This is a genomic window from Falsiroseomonas sp., assembly GCF_051860665.1.
Taxonomy (GTDB): Bacteria; Pseudomonadota; Alphaproteobacteria; order Acetobacterales; family Acetobacteraceae; genus Falsiroseomonas.
The window spans coordinates 306,372-329,214 of record NZ_JBHYDM010000003.1 but is presented as its reverse complement, the minus strand read 5'-3'; the positions used below and the strand labels follow the sequence as shown (position 1 = coordinate 329,214).

General features: G+C 70.2%; 23 protein-coding genes. 12 read left to right on the top strand and 11 right to left on the bottom strand.

The window, feature by feature from the left end; genetic code table 11:
* Positions 1–11: 11 nt before the first annotated feature.
* Positions 12–335, bottom strand: coding sequence for a hypothetical protein (locus ACTIF1_RS04985; RefSeq protein WP_439595277.1), 324 nt, complete (start codon positions 333–335; stop codon positions 12–14).
* Between the two features lie 129 nt (positions 336–464).
* Here ACTIF1_RS04985 and ACTIF1_RS04980 point away from each other — a divergent pair, with 129 nt between their 5' ends.
* On the top strand, positions 465–1,361 hold the full coding sequence (locus ACTIF1_RS04980) for a LysR family transcriptional regulator (RefSeq protein WP_439595276.1): 897 nt from the start codon (positions 465–467) through the stop codon (positions 1,359–1,361).
* Positions 1,362–1,459: 98 nt separating this feature from the next.
* A complete protein-coding gene (locus ACTIF1_RS04975; protein WP_439595275.1) occupies positions 1,460–1,843 on the top strand; it encodes a hypothetical protein in 384 nt (127 codons plus the stop codon).
* A gap of 20 nt (positions 1,844–1,863) precedes the next feature.
* Here ACTIF1_RS04975 and ACTIF1_RS04970 read toward each other — a convergent pair whose 3' ends face one another.
* From ACTIF1_RS04970 to ACTIF1_RS04945, 6 genes are read right to left on the bottom strand one after another with little or no spacing between them, the layout of a single operon-like run.
* A complete protein-coding gene (locus ACTIF1_RS04970; protein ID WP_439595274.1) occupies positions 1,864–2,580 on the bottom strand; it encodes an ABC transporter ATP-binding protein in 717 nt (238 codons plus the stop codon).
* Positions 2,574–3,347: an ABC transporter ATP-binding protein gene (locus ACTIF1_RS04965; protein WP_439595273.1), complete on the bottom strand. Its 774-nt coding sequence runs from the start codon at positions 3,345–3,347 to the stop codon at positions 2,574–2,576. The genes ACTIF1_RS04970 and ACTIF1_RS04965 overlap by 7 nt, the downstream gene beginning before the upstream one ends.
* Positions 3,340–4,287, bottom strand: coding sequence for a branched-chain amino acid ABC transporter permease (locus tag ACTIF1_RS04960; protein WP_439595272.1), 948 nt, complete (start codon positions 4,285–4,287; stop codon positions 3,340–3,342). The genes ACTIF1_RS04965 and ACTIF1_RS04960 overlap by 8 nt, the downstream gene beginning before the upstream one ends.
* Positions 4,287–5,210 carry a branched-chain amino acid ABC transporter permease gene (locus ACTIF1_RS04955; protein ID WP_439595271.1) on the bottom strand — a complete coding sequence of 308 codons (924 nt, stop codon included), beginning with the start codon at positions 5,208–5,210 and terminating at the stop codon, positions 4,287–4,289. The genes ACTIF1_RS04960 and ACTIF1_RS04955 overlap by 1 nt, the downstream gene beginning before the upstream one ends.
* Positions 5,211–5,223: 13 nt before the next feature.
* On the bottom strand, positions 5,224–6,423 hold the full coding sequence (locus ACTIF1_RS04950; RefSeq protein ID WP_439595270.1) for an ABC transporter substrate-binding protein: 1,200 nt from the start codon (positions 6,421–6,423) through the stop codon (positions 5,224–5,226).
* 42 nt (positions 6,424–6,465) lie between these two features.
* Positions 6,466–7,290, bottom strand: coding sequence for an alpha/beta hydrolase (locus tag ACTIF1_RS04945; RefSeq protein WP_439595269.1), 825 nt, complete (start codon positions 7,288–7,290; stop codon positions 6,466–6,468).
* Between the two features lie 103 nt (positions 7,291–7,393).
* On the opposite strand from ACTIF1_RS04945, the gene ACTIF1_RS04940 reads away from it, so the two are divergent.
* The 6 genes from ACTIF1_RS04940 to ACTIF1_RS04915 all read left to right on the top strand — a co-directional run bounded on the left by ACTIF1_RS04940 (position 7,394) and on the right by ACTIF1_RS04915 (position 13,742).
* Positions 7,394–7,966, top strand: a complete 573-nt coding sequence (locus tag ACTIF1_RS04940) for a nucleoside 2-deoxyribosyltransferase (protein WP_439595268.1) — start codon at positions 7,394–7,396, stop codon at positions 7,964–7,966.
* A 58-nt stretch (positions 7,967–8,024) separates the two neighbouring features.
* The gene (locus ACTIF1_RS04935) at positions 8,025–9,734 is read left to right on the top strand and encodes a gamma-glutamyltransferase family protein (RefSeq protein WP_439595267.1); all 1,710 of its coding nucleotides are present in this window, start codon (positions 8,025–8,027) and stop codon (positions 9,732–9,734) included.
* Positions 9,731–10,483: a DUF1194 domain-containing protein gene (locus tag ACTIF1_RS04930; RefSeq protein ID WP_439595266.1), complete on the top strand. Its 753-nt coding sequence runs from the start codon at positions 9,731–9,733 to the stop codon at positions 10,481–10,483. Before ACTIF1_RS04935 ends, ACTIF1_RS04930 begins: the two co-directional genes overlap by 4 nt.
* 78 nt (positions 10,484–10,561) lie before the next feature.
* Entirely contained in the window at positions 10,562–12,064 is a 1,503-nt protein-coding gene (locus tag ACTIF1_RS04925; protein ID WP_439595265.1) for a circularly permuted type 2 ATP-grasp protein, read from the top strand.
* A gap of 5 nt (positions 12,065–12,069) precedes the next feature.
* The gene (locus tag ACTIF1_RS04920; protein WP_439595264.1) at positions 12,070–13,011 is read left to right on the top strand and encodes an alpha-E domain-containing protein; all 942 of its coding nucleotides are present in this window, start codon (positions 12,070–12,072) and stop codon (positions 13,009–13,011) included.
* Positions 13,008–13,742 (top strand): peptidase, encoded by a 735-nt coding sequence (locus ACTIF1_RS04915; RefSeq protein ID WP_439595263.1) that lies wholly within the window; start codon positions 13,008–13,010, stop codon positions 13,740–13,742. Before ACTIF1_RS04920 ends, ACTIF1_RS04915 begins: the two co-directional genes overlap by 4 nt.
* Here the strand turns inward: ACTIF1_RS04915 and ACTIF1_RS04910 are convergent, their stop codons facing one another.
* The 4 genes from ACTIF1_RS04910 to ACTIF1_RS04895 are packed head-to-tail and all read right to left on the bottom strand — an operon-like array spanning position 13,743 to position 18,352.
* Positions 13,743–15,152 (bottom strand): FAD-binding oxidoreductase, encoded by a 1,410-nt coding sequence (locus ACTIF1_RS04910; protein ID WP_439595262.1) that lies wholly within the window; start codon positions 15,150–15,152, stop codon positions 13,743–13,745. It abuts the gene before it with no gap.
* Positions 15,152–16,504, bottom strand: a complete 1,353-nt coding sequence (locus ACTIF1_RS04905) for an FAD-binding oxidoreductase (RefSeq protein ID WP_439595261.1) — start codon at positions 16,502–16,504, stop codon at positions 15,152–15,154. The genes ACTIF1_RS04910 and ACTIF1_RS04905 overlap by 1 nt, the downstream gene beginning before the upstream one ends.
* Positions 16,497–17,315, bottom strand: a complete 819-nt coding sequence (locus tag ACTIF1_RS04900; protein WP_216872475.1) for a creatininase family protein — start codon at positions 17,313–17,315, stop codon at positions 16,497–16,499. The genes ACTIF1_RS04905 and ACTIF1_RS04900 overlap by 8 nt, the downstream gene beginning before the upstream one ends.
* Positions 17,316–17,338: 23 nt before the next feature.
* The gene (locus tag ACTIF1_RS04895; RefSeq protein ID WP_439595260.1) at positions 17,339–18,352 is read right to left on the bottom strand and encodes an ABC transporter substrate-binding protein; all 1,014 of its coding nucleotides are present in this window, start codon (positions 18,350–18,352) and stop codon (positions 17,339–17,341) included.
* 226 nt (positions 18,353–18,578) lie between these two features.
* Between ACTIF1_RS04895 and ACTIF1_RS04890 the strand changes: the two genes are divergently transcribed.
* From ACTIF1_RS04890 to egtD, 4 genes are all read left to right on the top strand, one after another.
* Positions 18,579–19,592 carry an aromatic ring-hydroxylating dioxygenase subunit alpha gene (locus ACTIF1_RS04890; protein WP_439595259.1) on the top strand — a complete coding sequence of 338 codons (1,014 nt, stop codon included), beginning with the start codon at positions 18,579–18,581 and terminating at the stop codon, positions 19,590–19,592.
* A 54-nt stretch (positions 19,593–19,646) separates the two neighbouring features.
* Positions 19,647–20,573 (top strand): NAD(P)-dependent oxidoreductase, encoded by a 927-nt coding sequence (locus ACTIF1_RS04885; protein WP_439595258.1) that lies wholly within the window; start codon positions 19,647–19,649, stop codon positions 20,571–20,573.
* Positions 20,574–20,651: 78 nt separating this feature from the next.
* Entirely contained in the window at positions 20,652–21,854 is a 1,203-nt protein-coding gene (gene egtB / locus ACTIF1_RS04880; protein WP_439595257.1) for an ergothioneine biosynthesis protein EgtB, read from the top strand.
* Positions 21,851–22,792, top strand: a complete 942-nt coding sequence (gene egtD, locus ACTIF1_RS04875) for an L-histidine N(alpha)-methyltransferase (protein WP_439595256.1) — start codon at positions 21,851–21,853, stop codon at positions 22,790–22,792. Before egtB ends, egtD begins: the two co-directional genes overlap by 4 nt.
* The last annotated feature ends 51 nt before the right edge of the window (positions 22,793–22,843 follow it).

The following is a 22,843-nucleotide window of genomic DNA, read 5'->3' as shown; positions in this document are numbered from 1 at the left end:
ATTGGCCGGCATCAGCTGCGCGGGCTGGCGGCGGGCAGCTCGACGCGCTGGGTGTTCTCGCCGCGGCTGATCACCACGGCCACCTGGCCGGGCTGGGCGCGCTGCACGAACTGGTCATCCAGATAGGTCACGATGGCCTCGCTGCCGGTCACCTGCCGCACCGCGACGGCGCCGCCGCCGAGGATATTGCCCTGCGGGCCGGGGCCGTAGACGATCTCGGCGCTCTCGCCGGAGCCGATGGTGCGGGGGTACATGTCCTGGGCGAAGGCGCCCTGGCTGGACAGGCCGGCCAGCAGGGCGGTGGCGGCGAGAAGGCTGCGGAGGGTGGTGCTCATGGAAGCGGTCTTTCCTGTTGGTGGGGCGAGCGACCCGATGTCGCTGCCGGTGACGGGAAGATGCCGCCCGCCGTCGTTCCGCGGGATTGCCCATTGTCGTTCGCCCGGCATGCGGAAATGCATGGGGCCATGACCCCCCCTGCGCCGCTGGATTGGAGCCTGCTGCAGGCCTTCGTCGTGGTGATGCGGACCGGCAGCCTCTCCGCCGCCGCGATCCAGCTGAAGCTCACCCAGCCCACCGTCGGCCGGCAGATCCGCACGCTGGAGGAGGCGGTGGGGGAGGCGCTGTTCGATCGCACGCCGCAGGGCCTGCGCCCGACCGACCGCGCCCAGGCGCTGTTCGACCATGCGCTGGGCCTGGAGCAGGCGGCCCAGGCGCTGGCCATCGCCATGGCCGGCAAGCTGGATGCGCCCAGTGGCCCGGTGCGCATCACCACCAGCGAGCCCTTTGGCGTGGAGCGACTGCCCGTGCTGCTGCGGCCCTTCATGGAGGCGAATCCCGACATCACCATCGAGATGCTGGCCAGCAGCCAGGTGGAGAACCTGCTGCGGCGCGACGCCGATATCGCCATCCGCTTCGCGCGGCCGGAACAGCCGGACCTGGTGGCACGCCAGGTCGGCACCATGGAACTCGGCATCTTCGCGCAGGAGGACTATCTGGCCCGATACGGTGAGCCGCAGACGCTGGCCGAACTGGCGCAGCACCGCATGGTGGGCTTCGACCGCGACCCCTTCGCCCGCCGCGTGGCGGAACGGCTGGCCTTGCCGGTCGAAAGCTGGCGGGTGGTCTATCGCTCCGACAGCATGGTGGGCCAGCACGCGGCGGTGCGCGCCGGGCTCGGCATCGGCATCATGCAGGTCCGGCTGGGGGAGCGCGCGGGGCTGCGACGGCTGATGCAGGCGCACTTCGCGCCGCGCCAGGCCGTGTGGCTGGTGGCGCATGCCGATGTGCGCCAGGGCCGCCGCTTCCGCGCGGTGTTCGACCACCTGGCGCAGGTGCTGCCGGCGGAATTCGGCGGGCGGTGAGGCGGGGCCAAGGCTCCGCCAATCCCCGGCATTGGCAGCGCCTGCTGGACCCCCCCTTCGCCGCGGCCGATAGTCAGGCCAGCGATAAAGGAAGCACAATGTCATTCCCCCTGAGAGCCGCGCTGGCCGGCCTTCTGCTGGCGCTCGGCGCAAGCCTGCCGGCCAAGGCGCAGCCGTCGAGAACCGTCTGCAGCGGCATGCTGGTTGTCTTCGCGGGTTGGAGCGTCCAGCAGGGCACCCCGGAGGGGATCGACGTAACCTATTACGCCAACGTCATGAACCGCTACGTCCGGAACATCGGGGTGCGGATCATGATGTTCGACGTCCCCGGCGGCTTTCCCGTGGGGCGCACCGGCGGTGGCCAGGTCACCATCTCCAGCCAGGCGATGCCGTTGAACCTGCTGACGATCAGGATGCCGCATGGTGCGACGGCGCCGGATGCCGAGGCCGTGCTGGACCGGGTGCGCTGGTTCTGCGGCTGACTGCGGCGGGGCGGTCCGCTTTACAGGTGCAGGTAGGTGTCCCGCACCGCCGGCGTTGCCTCCAGCTCCGCGCTGGTGCCGGTCCAGACGGTGCGGCCCTTCTCGATCACCACATGCCGGTCGGCGAGGCGGGAGACGGCGGCGAGGTTCTTGTCGATCAGCAGGATCGCCTGGCCCTCCGCCTTGAGTTGCGCCAGCACGGACCAGATCTCGGCGCGGATCAGCGGCGCCAGGCCCTCCGTCGCCTCGTCCAGGATCAGCAGGCGGGGATTCGTCATCAGCGCGCGGCCGATCGCCACCATCTGCTGCTCGCCGCCCGAGAGTTTGGCGCCGGGGTTGCGGCGGCGTTCGCGCAGGCGGGGGAAGAAGTCGTAGACGGCGGGCAGCGTCCAGCGCGGCGCGCCGGGGCCGCGATGCGCGGCGGTGGCCAGCAGATTCTCCTCCACCGTCAGGGTCGGGAAGACCTGGCGGCCTTCCGGCACCAGGCCCAGGCCCTGCTGCGCCAGGCGATGCGCCGGCAGGCCGGCCACCGCGCGGTTGTCCAGCACGATCTCCCCGCCCCAGATGCGGCCGCCGACGCTCGGCAGCAGCCCCATGATGGCGCGCACCGTGGTGGTCTTGCCCATGCCGTTGCGTCCGAGCAGGGTCACCACCTGGCCCGCCCCGATCTCGAGATCCAGGCCGAACAGCACCTGGCTGCCGCCATAGCCGGCGGTGAGGGATTCGAGCCTCAGCATGGTGCGGCCATCAGGGGGATATCGTCCTCGCCGAGATAGGCGGCGCGGACCTCCGGGTTCTCGCGGATCTGGTCGGGGCCCCCGGTGGCGATCAGGCGGCCATAGACGAGGACGGAGATGCGGTCCGCCAGCGCGAAGACCGCCTGCATGTCGTGTTCCACCAGCACGATGGTGTAGCGGCCGCGGAAGGACCGCAGCAGCGCCACCAGCCGTTCCGTCTCCTCCGGCCCGGCGCCGGCCAGCGGCTCATCCAGCAGCAGCAGGCGGGGTTGGGTGGCCAGTGCGATGGCAAGCTCCAGCTGGCGCTTCTCGCCATGGCTCATGGCGCCGGCCGGCGTCGCGGCCCGATGGGCGAGGCCCACCTGCTCCAGCGCCGCCAGGGCCGCCGCATTCAGCCGGCGCTCCGTCGCGGCGGGGCGGAAGAAACGGAAGGAGGTGCCATCGCCCGCCTGCACGGCGAGCGCGACATTCTCGACCGCGGAAAAGTCCGGGATGATCGAGGTGATCTGGAAGGACCGCGCCAGGCCGAGGCGCGCGCGGCGATGCAGCGGCAGGCCGGTGACGTCGCGGCCGCCGAACAGGATGCGGCCGGAATCGATCGGCAGCACGCCGCTGACCTCGTTGATCAGCGTGGTCTTGCCGGCGCCGTTCGGGCCGATGATGGCGTGGATCTCGCCCGGCGCGACGTCGAGCGAGACGTCATCGGTCACGGTCAGCGCGCCGAACCGCTTGCGCAGGCCGCGCAGGGAGAGCACGGCCTCAGCCACGGCGCAGCACCCGGCCGATCTGCGCCGGCAGGCCCGCCAGCCCGCCCGGCAGGAAGAGCACGGCCAGGATCAGCAGCACGCCGAAGACCAGGCGCCAATGCTCCCATTGATGCGACAGCCACTCCTCCAGCAGCACGAAGCCGAGCGCGCCGAGCAGCGCGCCATGCAGGCCCGAGATGCCGCCGAGGATCACCATGAACAGCAGCTCGCCGGATCGCTGCCAGGAGATATAGGCGGGGGCGACGAATTCGGTGGCATTGGCAAAGAGGAAGCCGGCCGCGCCGCCGATGGCCCCCGCAATGACATAGGCGGTCAGGCGATAGGGATAGGGCGCGAAGCCCAGCGCCTGCGCCCGCATCGGATTGCCCCGCACCGCCCGCAGCACCCGGCCGAAGCGGGAGGCGAGCAGCATGCGGCAGAGCAGCCAGCTGGCCGTCAGCGCGCCGAGGCAGACGAAGTGGAAGACCAGGCGATCCGAAAGGATGCGCGTGCCGGCCACCTCGCTGCGCGCATAAAGCGTGTAGCCATCATCGCCGCCATAGCCGGAGAGCGAGCTGGCCGTGAAGAAGGCCATCTGCCCGAAGGCGAGCGTGATCATGATGAAATGCACGCCGCTGGTGCGGATGGCGACCGCACCGGTGACCAGCGCGAAGCCGGCGGCGGCGAGGATCGCGACCGGCAGAACCACCGCGGCATCGACGATCTGGCGGTCGTCCAGGATCACCACCGCATAGGCGCCGAAGCCCAGCATCGCCGCATGGCCGAGCGAGACCAGCCCGGCGCCGCCGACGAGGAAGGAGAGCGAGACGGCGGCCATGGCCAGGATCATGGCGCGCGCCAGCAAAGTAAGGATATAGCCCTCGCCGAATCCCACGAAGGGCGCGAGGCCGAGGGCGGCCAGCAGCAGCAGCGCCGGCGCCTCCTTCCGCAGGAAACCCATCAGGAGGCGCGCACCGGAAACAGGCCCGCCGGCCGGAAGGCGAGGATCGCCGCCATGGCGATATAGATCAGCATGGAGGCCAGAGCCGCGCCCACCTGCCGCGCGGCGGAGGGATCGAGGAAGAGCCGCATCAGGTCCGGCGCCATGGTGCGGCCCAGCGTCTCCACCGTGCCCACCAGCAGCGCCGCGATGAAGGCGCCGCGGATGGAGCCGATGCCGCCGATGACGATGACGACGAAGGCGAGGATCAGCAGGTTGTCGCCCATGCCGGCCTCCACCGAGAGGATCGGCGCCGCCATCACCCCCGCGAAACCCGCCAGCATGGCGCCGAAGCCGAAGACCAGCATGAAGAGCCGGCGGATATCGACGCCGAGTGCGGCGACCATCGGCGCATTGGTGGCCCCCGCGCGGATCAGCATGCCGACGCGCGTGCGCTCCACCAGCCACCAGAGCAGGCCCGCGGTGGCGAGGCCCCCGGCGATGATCGCCAGGCGGTAATGCGGGTAGAGCAGCCCGTCCATGATCGGGAAGCCGCCGGTCAGCGCCTCCGGCATCGGCACCTGCAGCGGCGCCGGGCCGAAGAGCAGTTTCACCCCTTCGTTCAGGATCAGGATCACCCCGAAGGTGGCCAGCACCTGCGCCATGTGGTCGCGGTCATAGAGATGCCGGAAGACCAGGAATTCCAGCACCAGCCCGACCAGCAGGGTCGCCGGCAGCGCCAGCAGCAGCGCCAGCCAGAAGCTGCCGGTCTGGCTGGCGAGGAACGCCGCAAAGTAGGCGCCGAGCATATACTGCACGCCATGCGCCAGGTTGATGAAATCCATCACCCCGAAGACCAGCGTCAGCCCGGCGGCCACCAGGAACAGCAGGATGCCGAGCTGCAGCCCGTTCAGGCCCTGCACGAGCAGCAGCGTCAGCGACATCCTGCTTGCGCCCTCAGCCCGCCGGCATGCGGCATTGCGCCGCGAAGGGGTCGGTGACGTTGTCATAGACCTTGCGCACATGCTCGGTCTGGAACTTGCCGTCGGGCCGCTGCGCCACCTTGGCCAGCCAGAAATCCTGCACCGGGAAGTGGTTGGCGCCGAAGGCGAAGGTGCCGCGCACGCTGCGGAAATCGGCGGCCTTGATGGCGTTGCGCAGCGCGCCCTTGTCGGCCAGGTTGCCGCCGGTCTTGGTGACCGCGCTGTTCAGCAGGATGGCCGCGTCATAGGCATGCGCGGCATAGCTGGCGGGCACGTAGTTGAACTGCGCCTCGAAGTCGCGGACGAAGCGGGCGTTCTGTTCGTTGGGCAGGGTGGGCGTCCAGCTCGTGCCGGTCTGGAAGCCGATCGCGGCCTCCCCCTGCGCGGGCAGGGAGGCCTCGTCCACCGTGAAGGCGGAGAGGAAGGGAATGGTGGCCAGCCCCGCCTGGCGATACTGCCGCACGATGGCGACGCCCAGCCCGCCCGGCATGAAGGTGAAGACCGCATCCGGACGGGCGGCGGCGATGCGCGCGAGCTCGGCGGAGAAGTCCATCTGGGTCAGCGGCGTGAACATCTCGTCCACCACCGTGCCCTTGTATTCGGACTTGAAGCCCGCGACGGCGTCGCGCCCCGCCTGGTAGTTCGGCGCCAGCAGCATGACGCGGCCATAGCCCGCATCCTGCGCCGCCTTGCCCATCACCGCGTGGTTCTGGTCGTTCACATAGGAAGTCGCGAAGAAATAGGGGTTGCAGCCACGGCCGGCGAAGGGGGAGGGGCCGGCATTGGTGGAGATCAGGAAGGTCTGGTTGTCCGTCACCGGCCGCATGATGGCGGCCAGGATATTGGAGAAGACCACGCCCACCACGAAATCCACCTTGTCGCGTTCCAGCGCGGCGCGAACCTTGGTCACCGCCGCATCCGGGCGCAGCTCGTCGTCGATCAGCAGCACCTCCGCCGCGCGGCCACCCAGCTTGCCGTCGAGATGGCGCATGCCGAGCTGGAAACCGTCCCGCAGATGCGTGCCGAGCGAGGCCGCGGGGCCCGTGGCCAGCGCCACCAGCCCGATCTTCACGGGCGCCGCCTGGGCGCGGGCGACCATCGGCGCCGCCAGCGCGCCAGCCGCCAGGCCCCCAGCCAAACCAAGCGCATGGCGCCGGCCGAATTGGATGCTCATCATCGTCCCTCCAGTCTCCCGCATTATTTTAAGCTTGAACTATCACGCGCTTGCAAGCTGTTTGGCGTGCAGCACGATGGTGCTCTCGGGATCCGCCATCGGCGCCAGCACGGTGAAGTGGTCGGCCCCCGGCAGGATGGTGCAGTCGCCGCCCCAGGCGGCCGCCATGTCGCGGCTCTGGCGGATGAACTCGCCGCTCTCGGCGCCGCCCACCACGCAAGCCAGTCTCCGGGGCAGCGCACCGGGCGGGCGCGGCAGGAAGCGGGGCGAGAGGCGGCGCGCCTCGGCGCGGTCGAGCTTCAGCGCGACGCCGATGCTGGTATGGCGCAGCGGATCCAGCTCGAAGACGCCGGAGATGGGCAGCGCAGCATGGACCAGCCCGGCCGGCAGCGCGGCATCCAGCGCCGGCCAATCGGTGGCCAGCAGCATCGCCGCCAGATGCCCGCCGGCGGAATGGCCGCTCGCCATCAACGCTCGCCCGTGCCGGCGGTGCAGCATGGCCGCCGCCGCCTGCATCTGCGCGACGATGATGGCCAGCGTGACCTGCGGGCAGAGGTAGTAGGAGGGCACCGCCACCGCGACGCCCCGCAGGTTCAAGCCGCGCGCGCAGTGGGAGACGAATTCGCGCCCCAGCCCCTGCCAATAGCCGCCATGGATGAAGAGCGCGATGGGCGCATCGCGGGCCGTCGCATCCGGCCAGAACAGGTCGAGCTTCTCGCGCGCGCCCGGCCCGTAGGGCAGGGCGAGCTCCACGGCCGGGCAGGCGTCCCGCCAGGCGGCGGAGTCCCGCTGCCACGCCGCGATATGCGCGGGGTGCTCCGGCACCCGGGCGCGGTTGTTGTATTCGGCTTCGAGGTCGATGCTCATCGCCGCCCATTGCACGCGCCGGCCCGCCTTCCGGCAAGCCCGGATTCGGCGTGTGGCAGGGGCCCGGTTCCTCAACCAGCCGCCCATCGGGCATGATGGGGGGATGAAAGTCTATCTCGCCGGTCCCGATGTCTTCCTGCCCGAGGCCGCCGCCATGGCGGCGGAGAAGAAGCGCCTCTGCGCGCTGCATGGCCTGGAGGGCGTCTTCCCCACCGACCCACGCCCGGACCCCGCCGCCGATGCGGCCGCGGAGGCCTGGTACGCCATCTATCTGCGGAACGAGGCGCATATCCGCGCCTGCGACGCGCTGGTGGCCAATCTGACACCCTTCCGCGGCCCCTCCGCCGATGCCGGCACGGTCTATGAGCTCGGCTTCATGCGGGCGCTTGGCCGGCCGGTGCTGGGCTACAGCAATGCGGCGGCGGATTTCGCCAGCCGCACGCGGCATTTCCTCGGCCCCGAGGCCCGCCGCAACGAAGCCGGGCGCTGGGTGGATGGGGAGGGCCTGGCGCTGGAGGAATTCGGCCTGGCTGACAATCTGATGATCGATGGCGGCATCCGCGCCGCGGCGGGGCTTCTGGTGCGGCGCGACGTGCCGGAGGCGGCGCGCTGGACGGACCTTGCGGGCTTCGAGGCCTGCCTCCAGGCCCTGGCTCGGCTGCGCCAGGGCGGTTGACAGGCGGGCCCCCGGGCGCGGAGCCTGCATCCCAGTTTACACGGATGCTGGAAGCCCCATGAATATGCCCCCCGCCGGCCGCCCCACCATCAGCGGCACGCGCCATGCCATCAGCGCGGGCCACTACCTGGCCTCGGCCGCGGGCTATGCCATCCTCGAGGCCGGCGGCAATGCGGTCGATGCGGGCTGCGCGGCGGGGCTGGCACTCGGCGTGCTGCAGCCGGACCTGGTCAGCGTCGCCGGCGTCGCGCCCATCCTGATCCGCAAGGCCGATGGCACGGTGGAGAGCATCGCCGGCCTCGGCCATTGGCCGCGCGCGACGCCGCCTGATGTCTTCATGCGCGAACATGGCGGCCAGATGCCGCCCGGCGTGCGCCGCATGGTGGTGCCTGCCGCGCCGGATGCCTGGATCCAGGCCCTGTCCCGCCACGGCACGATGAGTTTCGGCGAGATCGCCGCCGCCGCCATCCGCTTCGCCGGCGAAGGCTTTGCGATGTACCCGCTGCTGCGCGAAAGCCTGACGGCGCATGAGGCGGAATACCGCACCTGGGACCAGAACGCCGCGATCTTCCTGCCCGGCGGCAAGGTGCCGGCGCTCGGCCAGAAATTTCTCCAGTCCGACCTCGCCCGCAGCCTGACCTATATGGTGGACCAGGAACGCGCCGCGGTGGGGCAGGGGCGGCAGGCCGGGCTGCAGGCCGCGCATGACGCCTTCTACAAGGGCGACCTGGCGCAGGCGGTCGTAAAATTCGTCCAGGCGGAGGGCGGCTTCCTCTCGGCCCAGGACATGGCGGACTACCGCAGCCGGATCGAGCCCGTGGTGGCGCGCGACTGGCGTGGCCACACCCTGCTGACCTGCGGCCCCTGGTGCCAGGGCCCGGCGCTGACGGAGGCGCTGCTGATCGTCGAGCGCCTCGGCATCGACGGGCTGGCGCACAACTCCGCCGCCTATATCCATGTGCTGGTGGAGGCGCTGAAGGGCGCGCTGGCCGACCGCGAATACCACTTTGGCGACCCCGCCATGGTGGATGTGCCGCTGGAGCAGCTTCTGTCACCCGGCCATATCGCGGCGCGCGCGGCGGCCATCGACCTGAAGCGCGCCCATCCCGGCCTGCCGGAGCCGATCCTGGGGCGCGGCAACGACCTGCCCGAGGCCAGCCGCGCGGCGCTGCCGAAGGTGGAGGCCGATACCTCCTACGTCGCGGTGGTGGACCGCTGGGGCAATGCCTTCAGCGCCACCCCCTCCGACGGGTCCTGGAACGTGCCGGTGGTGCCGGGCACGGGGCTGGTGATCTCGGGCCGCGGCTCGCAGAACCGGCCGGACCCGGCGCATCCCTCGGGAGTCGCCCCCGGCAAGCGGCCGCGGCTGACGCCGAACCCGGCCATGGTGGTGACGAAGGATGGCGGCGCCATGCCCTTCGGCACGCCGGGCGGCGATGTGCAGATCCAGGCCATGCTGCAGGTCATGCTGAACATCCTGCATTTCGGCATGGAGGTGCAGGACGCCATCGAGGCGCCGCGCGTCGCCAGCTATTCCTTCCCCTCCTCCTTCGCCCCCTACGAATACTTCCCGGGCCGCCTGGCGGTGGAATCGCGCATTTCGGAGGCGGTGCGGGCGGAGCTTTCGGCGCTCGGCCATGAGGTGAAGCCCTGGCCCGATATCACCTGGCTGGCCGGCAGCGTGGAGGTGGTGCTGGACGACGTGGCGGCGGGCCTGAAGCGCGCCGGGGCCGATCCGCGCCGCCCGGCCTACGCCATCGCCTCGTGATCCCGCGCCGCGCCCTGCTGGCCACGCCGGCGCTGGCGGCCGCGCCTGCGCGGGCCCAGATGGGAGCCGCGGGCGCGGCGGTGGACCTGCTGCTGGTGCTGGCCGTCGATGCCTCCGGCTCCATCGACGCCGATGAATTCGCCCTGCAGCGGGAGGGAATCGCGGAGGCCATCGCCCATCCCGCCGTGCTGGCCGCCATCCGGTCCCGGCCGCGCGGGGCGATCGGGGTGGCCATGGTGGAATGGGGCTCCCCGGGCGGGGCGGCGACGGTGGTGGATTGGCTGCGCGTCAGCGACGCCGCCAGCGCCCAGGCGGCGGCGGAGGCGATGCGCGATGCCCCACGCTCCCGCCAATCCTACAACGCCATCGGGGACGCCATCCTGCATGCCACCGCGCTGATCGCCGGCGCCCCCTGGCGGGCGGAGGAGCGCACCATCGACGTCTCCGGCGACGGGCCCGATATCCGCAGCCTGACCCCGGCGGCGGAGGCGCGGGACTACGCCGTCGCGCAGGGCATCGTGGTGAACGGCCTGGCGATCGAGGCGAGCTCCGCCTGGCGCGACGGGCGCCTCGCCGCGGCCTATGAGCGGGATGTGATGGGCGGCCCCGGCGCCTTCGTGATGCGGGCCGAGGACCGGCGCGACTTCGCCCGCGCGATGCGCGCCAAGCTGATCCGGGAGGTTGCGCTGCACCCGGCCGGGGCACAATCCGCCCAGGACGCAGGCAAGGCAGGCCTCGCCCGCGGCTAGCGGCCGCCCCGCGCCCCTTCCCAGCCGGGACCATTTCGCCCAAGGTCGTCCTGAAACGGGGAATGCTGGACGCTCGATGTGACGGAAACCGGCCGCGCTTTCGACGAGATGCATGAAGACGGCGCCGTGCGCCCAGCCTATGCCGGCATCGCCGCCTGGCTTCAGGCGCATGGGCTGGAAGCCCTGGCAGTGAAACGGGCGGAAGCAGAGGCGCTGTTCCGCCGCGTCGGCATCACCTTCGCCGTCTATGGCGAGGGCGGCGACCCGGAACGGCTGATCCCCTTCGACGTGATCCCCCGCATCCTGGCCCGCGCCGAATGGGACCGGCTGGCCACCGGCCTGACCCAGCGCGTGAAGGCGCTGAACATGTTCATGGCGGATGTCTACGGGAAGCAGGAGATCCTGGCCGCAGGCCTGATCCCGCGCGCCCTGGTGCTGGAGAACGAGGCCTATTGCCCGCAGATGCAGGGCTTCGTGCCCCCCGGGGGCATCTACAGCCATATCTCCGGCATCGACCTGGTGCGCACCGGCTCGGATGACTTCTACGTGCTGGAGGACAATTGCCGCACGCCCTCCGGCGTCTCCTACATGCTGGAGAACCGGGAGGCGATGCTGCGGCTCTTCCCGGCGCTCTGCGCCAGCCACCGCCTCGCGCCGGTCAGCCACTACCCGGAGGATCTGCTGGAGACGCTGAAGGACGTGGCGCCGCCAAATTGCCGGGGCGAGCCCTCCGTCGCCATCCTGACGCCCGGCCATTTCAACAGCGCCTATTACGAGCACTGCTTCCTGGCCGATGAGATGGGCGTGGAGGTGGTGGAGGGCGCGGATCTCTTCGTGCAGGACGACATCGTCTTCATGCGCACCACCGCAGGGCCGCGGCGCGTGGACGTGCTGTATCGCCGCGTCGATGACGACTACCTGGACCCGAAGGTGTTCCGGCCGGACAGCATGCTCGGCGTGCCCGGCATCTTCGGCGCCTATCGCGCGGGCAACGTCACGCTGGCCAATGCGCCGGGCGCGGGCATCGCCGATGACAAGGCGATCTACCCCTTCGTGCCGGAGATGATCCGCTTCTATCTCGGCGAGGCGCCGCTGCTGCAGAACGTGCCGACCTTCCTCTGCGAAAGGGAGGAGGACCGTGCCTATGTGCTGGCCAATATCGCGGATCTCGTGGTGAAGCTGGCGCGGGGTTCGGGCGGCTACGGCATGCTGATCGGGCCGCACAGCACGGCGGAACAGCGCGCGGAATTCACCCGGCGCATCCTGGAAAAGCCGGCGGACTATATCGCGCAGCCGACGCTCGCGCTCTCCACCGTGCCCTGCCTGGCCGGGGAGGAGATCGCGCCGCGCCATGTCGACCTCAGGCCCTATGTGCTGACCGGCAAGGCGGTGCGGATCGTGCCGGGCGGGCTGACCCGCGTGGCGCTGCGGGCGGGGTCGCTGGTGGTGAATTCGTCGCAGGGCGGCGGCACCAAGGACACCTGGGTGGTGGATGACGCGCCCAGCCAGTCTCAATCACAAAGCCAGTCGCAATCCGGTGGCGGGCGCCAGAGCCAGTCGCAATCGCAGGGGCAGGGGTAGTCGCCATGCTCTCCCGCACCGCAGACAGCCTCTATTGGATGGGCCGCTATACCGAGCGCGCCGGCAACCTCGCCCGCGGCATGCAGGTGGCGCTGCGCATGGCCGGGCTGGGCGAGAGCCTGGGCGACACCGGCGATGAATGGCGCAGCCTGCTGGTCGCCACCGGCGCCGAGCCGGGCTTCCTGGCCGAGCATAGCGAGGTGACGCCGGAGGCGGTGATCCGCTGGCTCGCGGTGGACCCCAAGAACCCCTCCTCCATCGCCAATTGCGTGGAGGCCGCGCGCAGCAATGGCCGCGCGGTGCGCACGGCGCTGACCGTGGATATGTGGGAGGCGCTGAACGACACCTGGCGCGAGATGCGCCTGCTGGCCGCGACCGCCACCGACGCCGACCGGCTGCCCGCCTTCCTCGACTGGGTGCGCGCGCGCACGCTGCTGTTCAACGGCGCGGCGGCGGATACCATGCTGCGCGACGACGGCTGGCGCTTCGTGCATCTCGGCGTGATGCTGGAGCGCGCCGACAACACGGCGCGGCTGCTGGATGCGAAGCATACGGCGCTCGACGGGCCGGAATCGGAGGGCGCGGTGGCCTATGCGCAGTGGCAGGCGCTGCTGCGCTCCGTCTCCGCCCTGCGCTCCTACCAATGGGTCTATCACACGCGGCTGCAGCCCAGGCTGGTGGCGGATCTGCTGATCCTGCGCCCGGAACTGCCGCGCTCCCTGCTCGCCTGCCACCGGCGGGTGGAGCAGGTGCTGGACCGGATTTCGGAATCGAGCGGCGGCCGTCGCGGGGAATGCCATCGCCTGGCGAGCGAGGCCCATGCGCGGCTGCGCGATGCGCGGATCGAGGATATCCTGGCCGGCGGGCTGCACGATTTCCTGACGCGCATGATCGACCGCAACCTCGATCTCGGCCGCGAGATCGCCGATTTCTACCTGCACGCATGACCTATTGCGTCGGCCTTCTGCTGGATGCCGGGTTGGTGATGCTGTCCGACACCCGCACCAATGCGGGCGTCGACAATATTTCCGTGTTCGGCAAGACCTTCGTTCAGGAACAGCCGGGCGAGCGTGTGCTGGTCCTGCTCACGGCCGGCAATCTCGCGGTGACGCAGGCGGTGTGGAACCGGCTGCAGGAAGGCGTGAAGCTGGAAGGCGAGACGCTGACGCTGGCCACGGTGCCGAGCATGTTCCGCGCGGCGCAACTCGTGGGCGCTGCGGTGCGCGAAGTCTTCGCGACGGATGGTCCCGGGCTGCGCGACCAGGGGCTGGGCTTCGATGTTTCCATCCTGCTCGGCGGGCAGATCGGCACGGCGCCGCCGCGGCTCTTCCTGGTCTATGCCGCCGGCAATTTCATCGAGGCGACGGCGGACACGCCCTTCCTGCAGATCGGCGAGCACAAATACGGCAAGCCGATCCTCGACCGCGTGCTGAGCCCGGCGACGCCGCTGGCGGATGGCGTGACCTTGGCGCTGATCAGCATGGACAGCACGCTGCGCTCCAACCTGACGGTGGGCCTGCCGATCGACCTGACGGTGATCCGCCGCGATGCGCTGGGCGTCTCGCTGCGCCGGCGCATCGGGGAGGATGATGCCTACTTCGCCTTCCTGCGCCAGCGCTGGTCCGAAAGCCTGCGCGAGGCCTATCAGGCGCTGCCGCGGCCGGACTGGCTGGATTAGTTATTCGAGGACTTCCTCGACCGCCGGCGCATCGGCCTGGCCGTAGAGGTAGAAGCCCCGCTTGCGTTCCGGCGTCCAGTCGGGGTCGTCCCAGGCGATCATCTTGCCGGGGTTCAGCAGGCCATTCGGATCCGCGATGCGCTTGAAGTCCAGCTGCTCGGAATCGATCCGCTTCATGCCGCCCTCCTCCAGCGTGAAGGCATGCGGATTGAAGACGGGGACGCCGGCCTCCTCATGGATGCGGATGATTTCCGCCAGCCGCTCCTCCGTCGTGAAGCGCACGAGCTGCAGGCCGAAGCAGGAGACGACGCCGCCGAGGCGGACGAATTCGAGGTGCTGCATCACCTCATCGCCGAACAGCGCATCCATCTTCGCGATGAGGTCGAAGTGGTGCGGCGCGGGAAAGAGGCTCTGCAGATAGGTCAGGCTGCGATCGACCTTGAGCGCCTGCAGCGTGGTGTGGTTCCAGGTGAATTCATAGAGCGGCGTCTCGGCGGCCTCGGTCGGCGCCGCATGCACCTGCCGGCCGCCGAAGCGCGCCAGCAGCGGCGGCAGCAATTCCAGAAAGGGCTCGGCCACCATGGCGAGCGAGGTCGCGGTGCCCGGCACCAGCATGCCGAGGAAGGGTTTGAAATAGCGCTGCGCCACGCCCGGCGCGACGACGCCGGCCATCTTCTTCACGATACCGTCCGAGGCCACCAGCGCCTCCGAGAATCGCGCAGCCGAAATCGTGTCCGGGAATTCCGACAGCACGTCGATCCAGTCCCAGGCCGGCGCCAGCGGCATCTCCAGCTCGGTGATCACGCCGTTGGTGCCATAGGCGTGGTTCGCCTTGTCGATCTCGGCGCCGCGCAGCTCCAGCACGCGCGGCTGCGCCTCCATCGTCACCACGCGCAGGCCCAGGATGTTGCCGGGCTCGCGCAGCTTGCCGTAGGTGCAGGAGCCGATGCCGGAGGAGCCGCCGGCGATGAAGCCGCCGAGGCTTGCGGTGCGCTTGGTGGAGGGGTGGAAGCGCAGCTCGCCACGCACCTCCCGCCGCGTGATCGCATCCAGCTCGATCAGCTTGATCCCCGCCTGCGCCCGCACCACGCCGGGCTTGGTCCAGATCACGCGGTTGAGGCCCATCAGGTCCAGCACGATGCCGCCCTTCAGCGGCATGGCCTGGCCGTAATTGCCGGTGCCGGCGCCGCGCGGCGTCAGCGGCACCTGGTGCTTCACGCAGGCCGCCATGATGGCGATGACCTCCGCCTCGTCCCGCGGGCAGGCCACCGCCTCCGCCGTCACACCGTTCAACTGGCGCTTCAGTACGGGCGAGTACCAGAAGAAGTCGCGCGAGCGCTGGCGCACCAAGGCGGGGTCGGTGATCCAGTCGATGGCCGGCAGTTCGGCCAGTACGGCTTGAACGGACATCAGGCCTCCAGAGGAACGAAATCGCGCATCTTGCCGGGGTTGAGCAGGCCGAGCGGGTCGGTGCGCTGCTTGAAGCCGAGCTGGTCGCCGGGCACGCGGCGGTAGTTGCTGCCTTCCTCGATGGTCAGCACGTGGGGATTGGCGATGCCGATGCCATGCGCCTCGAAGGCCGCCATGATCTCGGCCAGGCGTTCGGCATTGGTCCAGCGGATGACGGGCAGGGCGGACATGGTGAGGCGGCCGCCGAAGCGGACGCATTCCGTGTGCATCCAGACCTCCTCGCGGAAGGGGATGCGCACGGCCTCGATCGCTTCGAGCGTGTTCTCGAAGGGGAAGCGGCATTGCAGGTAGGTGACGCCGCGATCCTTCTTCAGCACCTGCAGCGTGGTGTGGTTCCAGCAATATTCGTAGAAGGGCGTGGCATCGCCATCGCGCTCGGCCTCCACGGTGGACTGCTCGGCGACGATGGTGCCGCCGTGTTCCGCGGCCAGCTCGCGCAGCGCCAGCAGGGCGGAGGGTGCGACCATCACCAGCGCCAGCGCATGGCCCGCGGGCACGGCATCGGAAAGGCCGCGGAAGAAGGGCGGCAGCTGGCTGTCGAAGACGCCGCACATCTTCTTCGGGATGCCGTCCGCAAAACTGAGCTCCAGCGCGAAGCGGCTGGCGGGGACGAAGTCGGGGAAGGCGATGGCGACGTCGCGCCAATCCTGCGCCGGCGTCAGCGGCACGCGGATGCGGGTCAGCACGCCGGTGGTGCCATAGGTGCGGTTGACGGGGTTGGCCGCCGTGCCCTCCAGCTCCAGCACCTGAGGCGGATCCGTCATGGTCGCCACGCGGGCGCCCAAAAGATTGCCGCGTTCGCGCATGGTGCCGTGGCTGATGCCGCCCACCCCGGCGCCGCCACCGGCGACGAAGCCGCCGATGGTCGCGGTGCGCTTGGTGGAGGGCCAGAGCTTCAGCTCCCAGCCCCGCTCGCGCGCCCAGAGGTCGAGGTCGATCATCTTCGCCCCGGCCTCCACCTCCACCACGCCATCGGTGAGGGCGATCGGCGCGGCCATCGCCGACATGTCGAGCACGATGCCGCCTTCCAGCGGCACGCATTGCCCGTAATTGCCCGTGCCGCCGCCGCGCTGCGTCACCGGCACGCGGGCGGCCCGCGCGGCGGTGAGAACCCGCAAGACTTCGGCCTCGTCGCGCGGCCGGACAAACAGCTCGGCGGATTTGCCGCCGAGCTGCGCCTTCAGGATCGGGCTGTACCAGTAGAAGTCGCGGCTCTTCTGCCGCAGCAAGGCGCGATCGGTCGAAAATTCGATCCCGTCCAATGCGGCGACCAGGGCTGCGATGTCAGCCATGCGGGGAGGGCTCGTTGGCGAGAAAACCCTCGGCATCGAAGGCCGCGACCTGGCCCCAGAGCGTCGCCATCTTCTCGGCGGCAAAATCCAGCAGCTGCTCGCCGATTTCCGTGGTGGCCAGCGAGGCATCGCCCACCGCGCCGGCCGGGTTCAGGTCCTGCGCCTGCCAGGCCAGCGGCGCGCCGGCATCGGGCGCCATGTTCGGCGCGATGTTCGACACGCCCTGCCAGCGGCTGACGAAATTCACCGCCTTGTCCATGTGGACGAGGTGCGGCGTGAGCGCGAGCATCACCGAGGTCTCGTCGCGCCCGGCATGGATGCCGTACTTGCCCTCCACCGGATCCTTCAGCGCCTCCGGCTTGCCCATCCGCGCCCACATGGCGTTGATGGCCAAAATGCCGTGCTGGATGCGGATGCGGCGGCAGGCGATGTCAAGGACGGAAACGTTGCCGCCATGGCTGTTGACGATCACCAGGCGCTTCACGCCCGCGCGCGCCACGCTCGCGCCGATATCGGTGACCAGCGCCAGCAGCGTCTCGGGCGAGGTGGTGACAGTGCCGGGGAAACGCAAATGCTCCACGGAGCAGCCCACGCATTGCGTCGGCAGCACCAGCACCGGCAGCTCCGCCGGCGTCACCGCCAGGGTGCGGGCGATGACGCCCTGGTTGATGGTGGTGTCCACCGAGACCGGCAGATGCGGCCCGTGCTGCTCGATGGAGGCGACCGGCAGCACGGCGACGGTATTGGCCGGCAGGTCCTTGAAGGCGGGCCAGGGCAGGTCCTGCCAGTAGCGGGTGGGAAGCGGGGCCATGGCGGGACCTTTCACGTGGCGCCTCAGGACTGCCGGAGATCGGCAGCCGGGGGCAGGTAGGACGGGTCGTAGATATCGGAGGCCGGCAGCGGGCGCGAGATGCCGAAGGCGTCCCGCACCGCGTCGATGTTGCGCTGCAGCCGGGCCATGTCGATCTGGCCGAAGCCGTTCTGGCGCACATGCGGCGTGAAGGTCAGGCGGTCCAGCGCCATGCGCAGGCGCTCCGTCTCCAGCGCCACATCCGTCAGCGGTTCGCGCCGGCGGAGATTGGCGATGGTGGCGTCCGGGTCGCGCAGGCTGTCGTATTGCGCGCGCACCAGGCCGCGGATCAGGCCCGTCACCGCCTGCGGATTGGCCGCCGCCCAGCGCCGCGTGGTGATGAGGGAGGTGGCGAAGAAATTCGCGCCGACATCGCTGAACAGCATGGTGACGATGTCCTGCTCCGCAATGCCGAGCCCGCGCAGCGAGAAGATGCCGGAGGTGATGAAGCCGGTGATGGCATTCACCCGGCCCTGCGCCAGCATCGGCTCCCGCAGCTGCGGCGTCACGCTCTGCCAGCGGACGGCGGCCGGGTCGAAGCCGGCGGCCTTGGCGAAGGCGGGGAAAAGCTGCCGGCCTGCGTCCGATTCCGGCGCGGCGAGGGTCTTGCCGACCAGGTCGGCCGGCGTGCGGATGTTTTCCCGCCGCAGGGTCATCACGGCGAGCGCCGTGGCATCGTGCAGGATGAAGGGCGTGAAGAGGTCGCTCTCCGGCCGCTCCAGCTTCATGCGGATGGTGGGGGAAAGATCGGCGACGCCCACGTCATAGGCACCAGCCGAGATCTTCACCGGCACGTCGCCGGAGCCGAAGCCCCGATCCATGGTGACGTTCAGCCCGGCCTCGCGGAAATAGCCCTTGTCCAGCGCCAGCACGAAGGCGCCCTGCGGGCCCTGCAGCGCCCAGTCCAGGCTGAAGCGGACATTGGTCAGCGACTGTGCCTGGACGGCGGGGGCGGCGAGGGTGGAGCCGATCAGGGCGAGGGCTTGGCGGCGGCGCATGGCGGGTTCCCGGCAGTTCGATTTGCGGCGCTGTTAGCAAGGCGGGCGCGGGGAATGAAGGGTGTTCTGCCCGAAGCCTCGGCGTGTCAGCCTGATTCTGCCCGGAATCTGGGCAGGCTGGCGATCAGGCGGGCGCTTTTGCCCGCGCTGCCGCCGCGCGGCGCTTGCGTCCCGGGGCCGGGATTCGCACCCTGGTGGCCGCCCGATCCGCCAGGAGGACCGCCGGATGCTCGCCACCGCCACGCCGCTGCTGCGCCGCTTCTGGTACCCGGTCATGCCGGTCGGCCACCTCGCCGAAGGCCCGAAACCCTTCCGCCTGCTCGGCCAGGACCTGGTGATCTGGCTGGACGGGGAGGGCAAGGCGGCAGCCATGGATGACCGCTGCTGCCATCGCACGGCCAAACTCTCCAAGGGTTTCTACACCTCCGGCCGGCTGGCCTGCGGCTATCACGGCTGGGAATTTTCCGCCGACGGCCGCGTCATGCGCGTGCCGCAGCGGCCGGTGGATCGGCAGGGCGCCACCAATATGCGCGTGCCCGCCTACCAGGCGGAGATCCGCTACGGCCATGTCTGGGTGGCGCTGGAGGATCCGCTGTATCCGCTGCCGGATTTCGAGGAGGAGGGCCTCGGCTTCCGGCGCATCGACGAATTCTACGAGGTCTGGAGCTGCGCCGGCCTGCGCCTGATGGAGAACAGTTTTGATAATGCCCACTTCGCCTTCGTCCACCGGACGAGCTTTGGCGACCAGGGGCACCCGGAACCGGCCAAGCTGGAGATCGAGGAACACGAGGACGGCTTCATGATGATCACGGAGGTTCCGGTGCGGAATCCCGAGATCCAGAAGAAGGTCCTCAACATGGAAAGCGACACCACCGTCCGCCACATGCGCGGCCGCTGGTACGCGCCCTTCCTGCGCAAACTGCGCATCCAGTATCCGAACGGCCTCAGCCATTCCATCGTCACCTGCGCCACGCCGATCGACGACGGCACCTCCATGGTCGTGCAATTCGTCTTCCGCAACGACACGGAGGACCAGGCCAAGGCCGCCGATGTCATCGCCTTCGACCGCATCGTGACGGATGAGGACCGCGACATCCTGGAAAGCACCGATTTCGACGTGCCGCTTGACCAGACGGGCATCGAGATGAACATGCCCAGCGACCGCCCCGGCGTTCTGATGCGACGGATGCTGGCGCGGATGATCGCGGCGCATCAGCCGGCGCTGGAGCCCGCGGAGTAGCGCATTGACCTGCGGCGGCCCGTCGCCGATGGACGGGCCGACCGGAGGACAAGCATGCGAAAGCCCGAAATCCTGCTGCTGAGCGACATGATCCAGCCCGCCGCCCTGGCCGAGCTGGACAGGCATTTCACCGTGCATGACGGCCGCGACCCGGCGGCGCTGAAGGCGGTGCTGGACGGGCAGGGTGCCACCATCGCTGGCCTCGCCATTTCCGGCCGCAACACCGTGGACCGCGCCCTGCTGGACCGCCTGCCGGCACTTCGCATCGTCGCCTGCTTCAGCGCCGGCATCGACAAGGTGGATACCGCCGCGCTCGCGGAACGTGGCATCGCCTTGACCAACACCTCCGCCGTGCTGGCGGAGGAGGTGGCGGACCTCGCCATGGCGCTGCTGGTCATGGCGCGGCGCCGGCTGCTGGCGGCGGATGCCCATGTCCGCAGCGGCGATTGGGCGCGGGTCGGCGACTTTCCCTTCGGCCATTCCATCCAGGGCTGCCGCATGGGGCTGCTCGGCTTCGGCCATATCGGCAGCGCCATCGCCCGCCGCGCCGCTGCTGCGGGGCTCAGCCTGCGCTACTGCACCCGCAGCCCGCGCCCGGGGCTGGACCTGCCCTTCCACCCCACGCCGCTGGCGCTGGCGCAGGACAGCGACATCCTGATGGTCGCCACCACCGGCGGCGCCGCCAACCGCAACCTGGTGGATGAAGCCACCCTCCGCGCCCTCGGTCCCCGGGGCACGTTGATCAACATCTCCCGCGGCGAGGTGGTGGAGGAGGCGGCGCTGCTGGCGGCGCTGGAGGATGGCGGGCTGGGCTCGGCCGGCCTCGATGTCTTCCGGAACGAGCCGCGCATCGACCCGCGCTTCGCCGCGCTGCCCAACGTGGTCCTGGCCCCGCATATCGCCAGCGCCACGGTGGAAACGCGGGCCGCCATGGGCGCGCATGTCGTGCAATCCCTCCGGCGCGCCCTGCTGCCGGGCTGAAGCGCCGGGCGCCCCGCGAGGCGCAACCCGGCTGTTCCTGCCGCGTTCCTGGCGCTGAACCGGGAGCGCCGCGACAGCATGAACCAGATTTCCATGGGGCGCCCCGCGGCCGCGCGGCACCTCCTCGATCGCTATCGCTCCGTCCGTGCGCGGACCGAGTCACTGGCCACGCCGCTCTCGCCGGAGGATCAGGTCGTGCAATCCATGCCGGATTGCAGCCCGACCAAATGGCATCGCGCCCATACCACCTGGTTCTTCGAGACTTTTCTGCTGTTGCCGCATCTGCCGGGTGCCCAGCGTGTGCAGGAGGATTACGCGACGCTGTTCAACAGCTACTACGTCGCCGCCGGCCCGCGGCATGCCCGGCCGCAGCGCGGCATGATCACACGGCCGGACGGTGCCGCCATCGCTGAATATCGCCGCCAGGTGGATGCCGGCATGGCGCGGCTGCTCGGCGTCGCGACACCCGAGATCGCCTCCCTGGTGGAGCTCGGCCTGCAGCATGAGGAACAGCACCAGGAGCTGTTGCTGACGGATGCGCTGCACGCCCTGTCGCTGAACCCGCTGCGCCCGGCCTATGACCCCGCATGGCAGGACCCCGCGCCGGATGCCGCGGCCGCCGCCATGCTGGAGGGGCCGGAAGGCGTGGTCGAGATCGGCCATGACGGCATCGGCTATGCCTTCGACAATGAGACGCCGCGCCATCGCCACTACCTGGCGCCCTATCGCATCGCCAATCGCCTGGTGACCAATGCCGAATGGCAGGCCTTCATCGCGGAGGGCGGCTATCAACGCCCCCTGCTCTGGATGAGCGACGGCTGGGCCGCCTGCCAGGCACAGGACTGGCACGCGCCGCTCTATTGGGAGGAGCGGGACGGGGCCTGGCTGGAATTCGGCCTGGGGGGGCCGCGCCCGATCGACCCCGCCGCGCCGGTCCGCCACATCTCCTGGTACGAGGCGGATGCCTTCGCCCGCTGGGCCGGCAAGCGCCTGCCGACCGAGCAGGAATGGGAAGCCGCGGCCGCCCTCCCTGGTTTTGCCGAGGCCGAGGGCATCGCCTGGCAATGGACCGGCAGCGCCTATCGCCCCTATCCGGGGTTTCGCCCCTGGGAAGGCGCGGTCGGCGAATACAACGGCAAGTTCATGGTGAACCAGATGGTGCTGCGCGGCGGCTCGCTGGCCACCGCCCCCGGCCATTCCCGCGCCAGCTACCGCAACTTCTTCCCGCCCGAGGCGCGCTGGCAATTCACCGGCCTCCGCCTGGCGGAGGATGCGGCATGAGCGCCGCGGTGGAGCTGCAGCCGGCCCTGGTGGCCGATGCCATCGCGGGCCTGTCCGCCGCGCGCAAGACGCTGCCCTGCAAATGGCTCTATGACGCCGAGGGCACGCGGCTGTTCGAGGCGATCACCCGCCTGCCGGAATACTACCCGACGCGGACCGAGGTGCAGATCCTGGACCAGCGCGGCCGGGACATCGCCCAGGCGGTGGGCCCTGGCGCGGCCGTGGTGGAATTCGGCCCCGGCGACGGCGCCAAGGCGGTGCAGCTGCTGGGCGCGCTTCAGGCGCCGGTGGCGTACCTGCCCGTGGACATCGCCCCGGAATGGCTGGAGGACGTGGCCGCGCGCGTCACCGCGGCCTTCCCGGGCCTGCCGGTGCGCCCGGTGGTGGCGGATTTCACGCGGCCCTTCGACCTGCCCGCCCATGCCGGCGGCAGCGCCGCGCGACTCGGCTTCTTCTCCGGCTCCACCATCGGCAATTTCGAGCCGGAGGAGGCGGTGGCTTTCCTGGCACGCGCCCGGGCGACCTTGGGGCCGGGGGCGCGGATGCTGCTGGGCGCCGACCTGGTGAAGGAAGTGGCGATCCTGGAAGCCGCCTATGACGACAGCGCCCGGGTGACCGCCGCCTTCAACCTGAACCTGCTGGCGCGGCTGAACCGGGAGGCCGGGGCGGATTTCGCGCTGGATGGCTTCGCCCATGCGGCGCGCTGGAATCCGGGGCGGGAACGCATCGAGATGCACCTCGTCTCCCGCCGCCCGCAGCAGGTGCGGCTGGGCGGAAAGGTCTTCACCTTCGCCCGGGGCGAGAGCATCCATACCGAGAGCAGCCACAAATACCGCCCCGACCGCCTGCGCCAATTGGCCGAGGCGGCCGGCTGGCGCCAGGCGCAAGTCTGGATGGATCCGGAGGAGATGTTCTCCGTCTGGCTGCTGCGGGCCTGACCGGCCCGGCCGCGGAACCGGGGCAGATTCGTTTCGTTATGCCCCGATCAA

Excerpts from the sequence above, each read along its gene's own strand:
- ACTIF1_RS04985 (WP_439595277.1), bottom strand. The coding sequence starts at position 335 with ATGAGCACCACCCTCCGCAGCCTTCTCGCCGCCACCGCCCTGCTGGCC.
- ACTIF1_RS04980 (WP_439595276.1), top strand. The coding sequence starts at position 465 with ATGACCCCCCCTGCGCCGCTGGATTGGAGCCTGCTGCAGGCCTTCGTC.
- ACTIF1_RS04975 (WP_439595275.1), top strand. The coding sequence starts at position 1,460 with ATGTCATTCCCCCTGAGAGCCGCGCTGGCCGGCCTTCTGCTGGCGCTC.
- ACTIF1_RS04970 (WP_439595274.1), bottom strand. The coding sequence starts at position 2,580 with ATGCTGAGGCTCGAATCCCTCACCGCCGGCTATGGCGGCAGCCAGGTG.
- ACTIF1_RS04960 (WP_439595272.1), bottom strand. The coding sequence starts at position 4,287 with ATGGGTTTCCTGCGGAAGGAGGCGCCGGCGCTGCTGCTGCTGGCCGCC.
- ACTIF1_RS04955 (WP_439595271.1), bottom strand. The coding sequence starts at position 5,210 with ATGTCGCTGACGCTGCTGCTCGTGCAGGGCCTGAACGGGCTGCAGCTC.
- ACTIF1_RS04950 (WP_439595270.1), bottom strand. The coding sequence starts at position 6,423 with ATGAGCATCCAATTCGGCCGGCGCCATGCGCTTGGTTTGGCTGGGGGC.
- ACTIF1_RS04945 (WP_439595269.1), bottom strand. The coding sequence starts at position 7,290 with ATGAGCATCGACCTCGAAGCCGAATACAACAACCGCGCCCGGGTGCCG.
- ACTIF1_RS04940 (WP_439595268.1), top strand. The coding sequence starts at position 7,394 with ATGAAAGTCTATCTCGCCGGTCCCGATGTCTTCCTGCCCGAGGCCGCC.
- ACTIF1_RS04935 (WP_439595267.1), top strand. The coding sequence starts at position 8,025 with ATGAATATGCCCCCCGCCGGCCGCCCCACCATCAGCGGCACGCGCCAT.
- ACTIF1_RS04920 (WP_439595264.1), top strand. The coding sequence starts at position 12,070 with ATGCTCTCCCGCACCGCAGACAGCCTCTATTGGATGGGCCGCTATACC.
- ACTIF1_RS04915 (WP_439595263.1), top strand. The coding sequence starts at position 13,008 with ATGACCTATTGCGTCGGCCTTCTGCTGGATGCCGGGTTGGTGATGCTG.
- ACTIF1_RS04910 (WP_439595262.1), bottom strand. The coding sequence starts at position 15,152 with ATGTCCGTTCAAGCCGTACTGGCCGAACTGCCGGCCATCGACTGGATC.
- ACTIF1_RS04905 (WP_439595261.1), bottom strand. The coding sequence starts at position 16,504 with ATGGCTGACATCGCAGCCCTGGTCGCCGCATTGGACGGGATCGAATTT.
- ACTIF1_RS04900 (WP_216872475.1), bottom strand. The coding sequence starts at position 17,315 with ATGGCCCCGCTTCCCACCCGCTACTGGCAGGACCTGCCCTGGCCCGCC.
- ACTIF1_RS04895 (WP_439595260.1), bottom strand. The coding sequence starts at position 18,352 with ATGCGCCGCCGCCAAGCCCTCGCCCTGATCGGCTCCACCCTCGCCGCC.
- ACTIF1_RS04890 (WP_439595259.1), top strand. The coding sequence starts at position 18,579 with ATGCTCGCCACCGCCACGCCGCTGCTGCGCCGCTTCTGGTACCCGGTC.
- ACTIF1_RS04885 (WP_439595258.1), top strand. The coding sequence starts at position 19,647 with ATGCGAAAGCCCGAAATCCTGCTGCTGAGCGACATGATCCAGCCCGCC.
- egtB (WP_439595257.1), top strand. The coding sequence starts at position 20,652 with ATGAACCAGATTTCCATGGGGCGCCCCGCGGCCGCGCGGCACCTCCTC.
- egtD (WP_439595256.1), top strand. The coding sequence starts at position 21,851 with ATGAGCGCCGCGGTGGAGCTGCAGCCGGCCCTGGTGGCCGATGCCATC.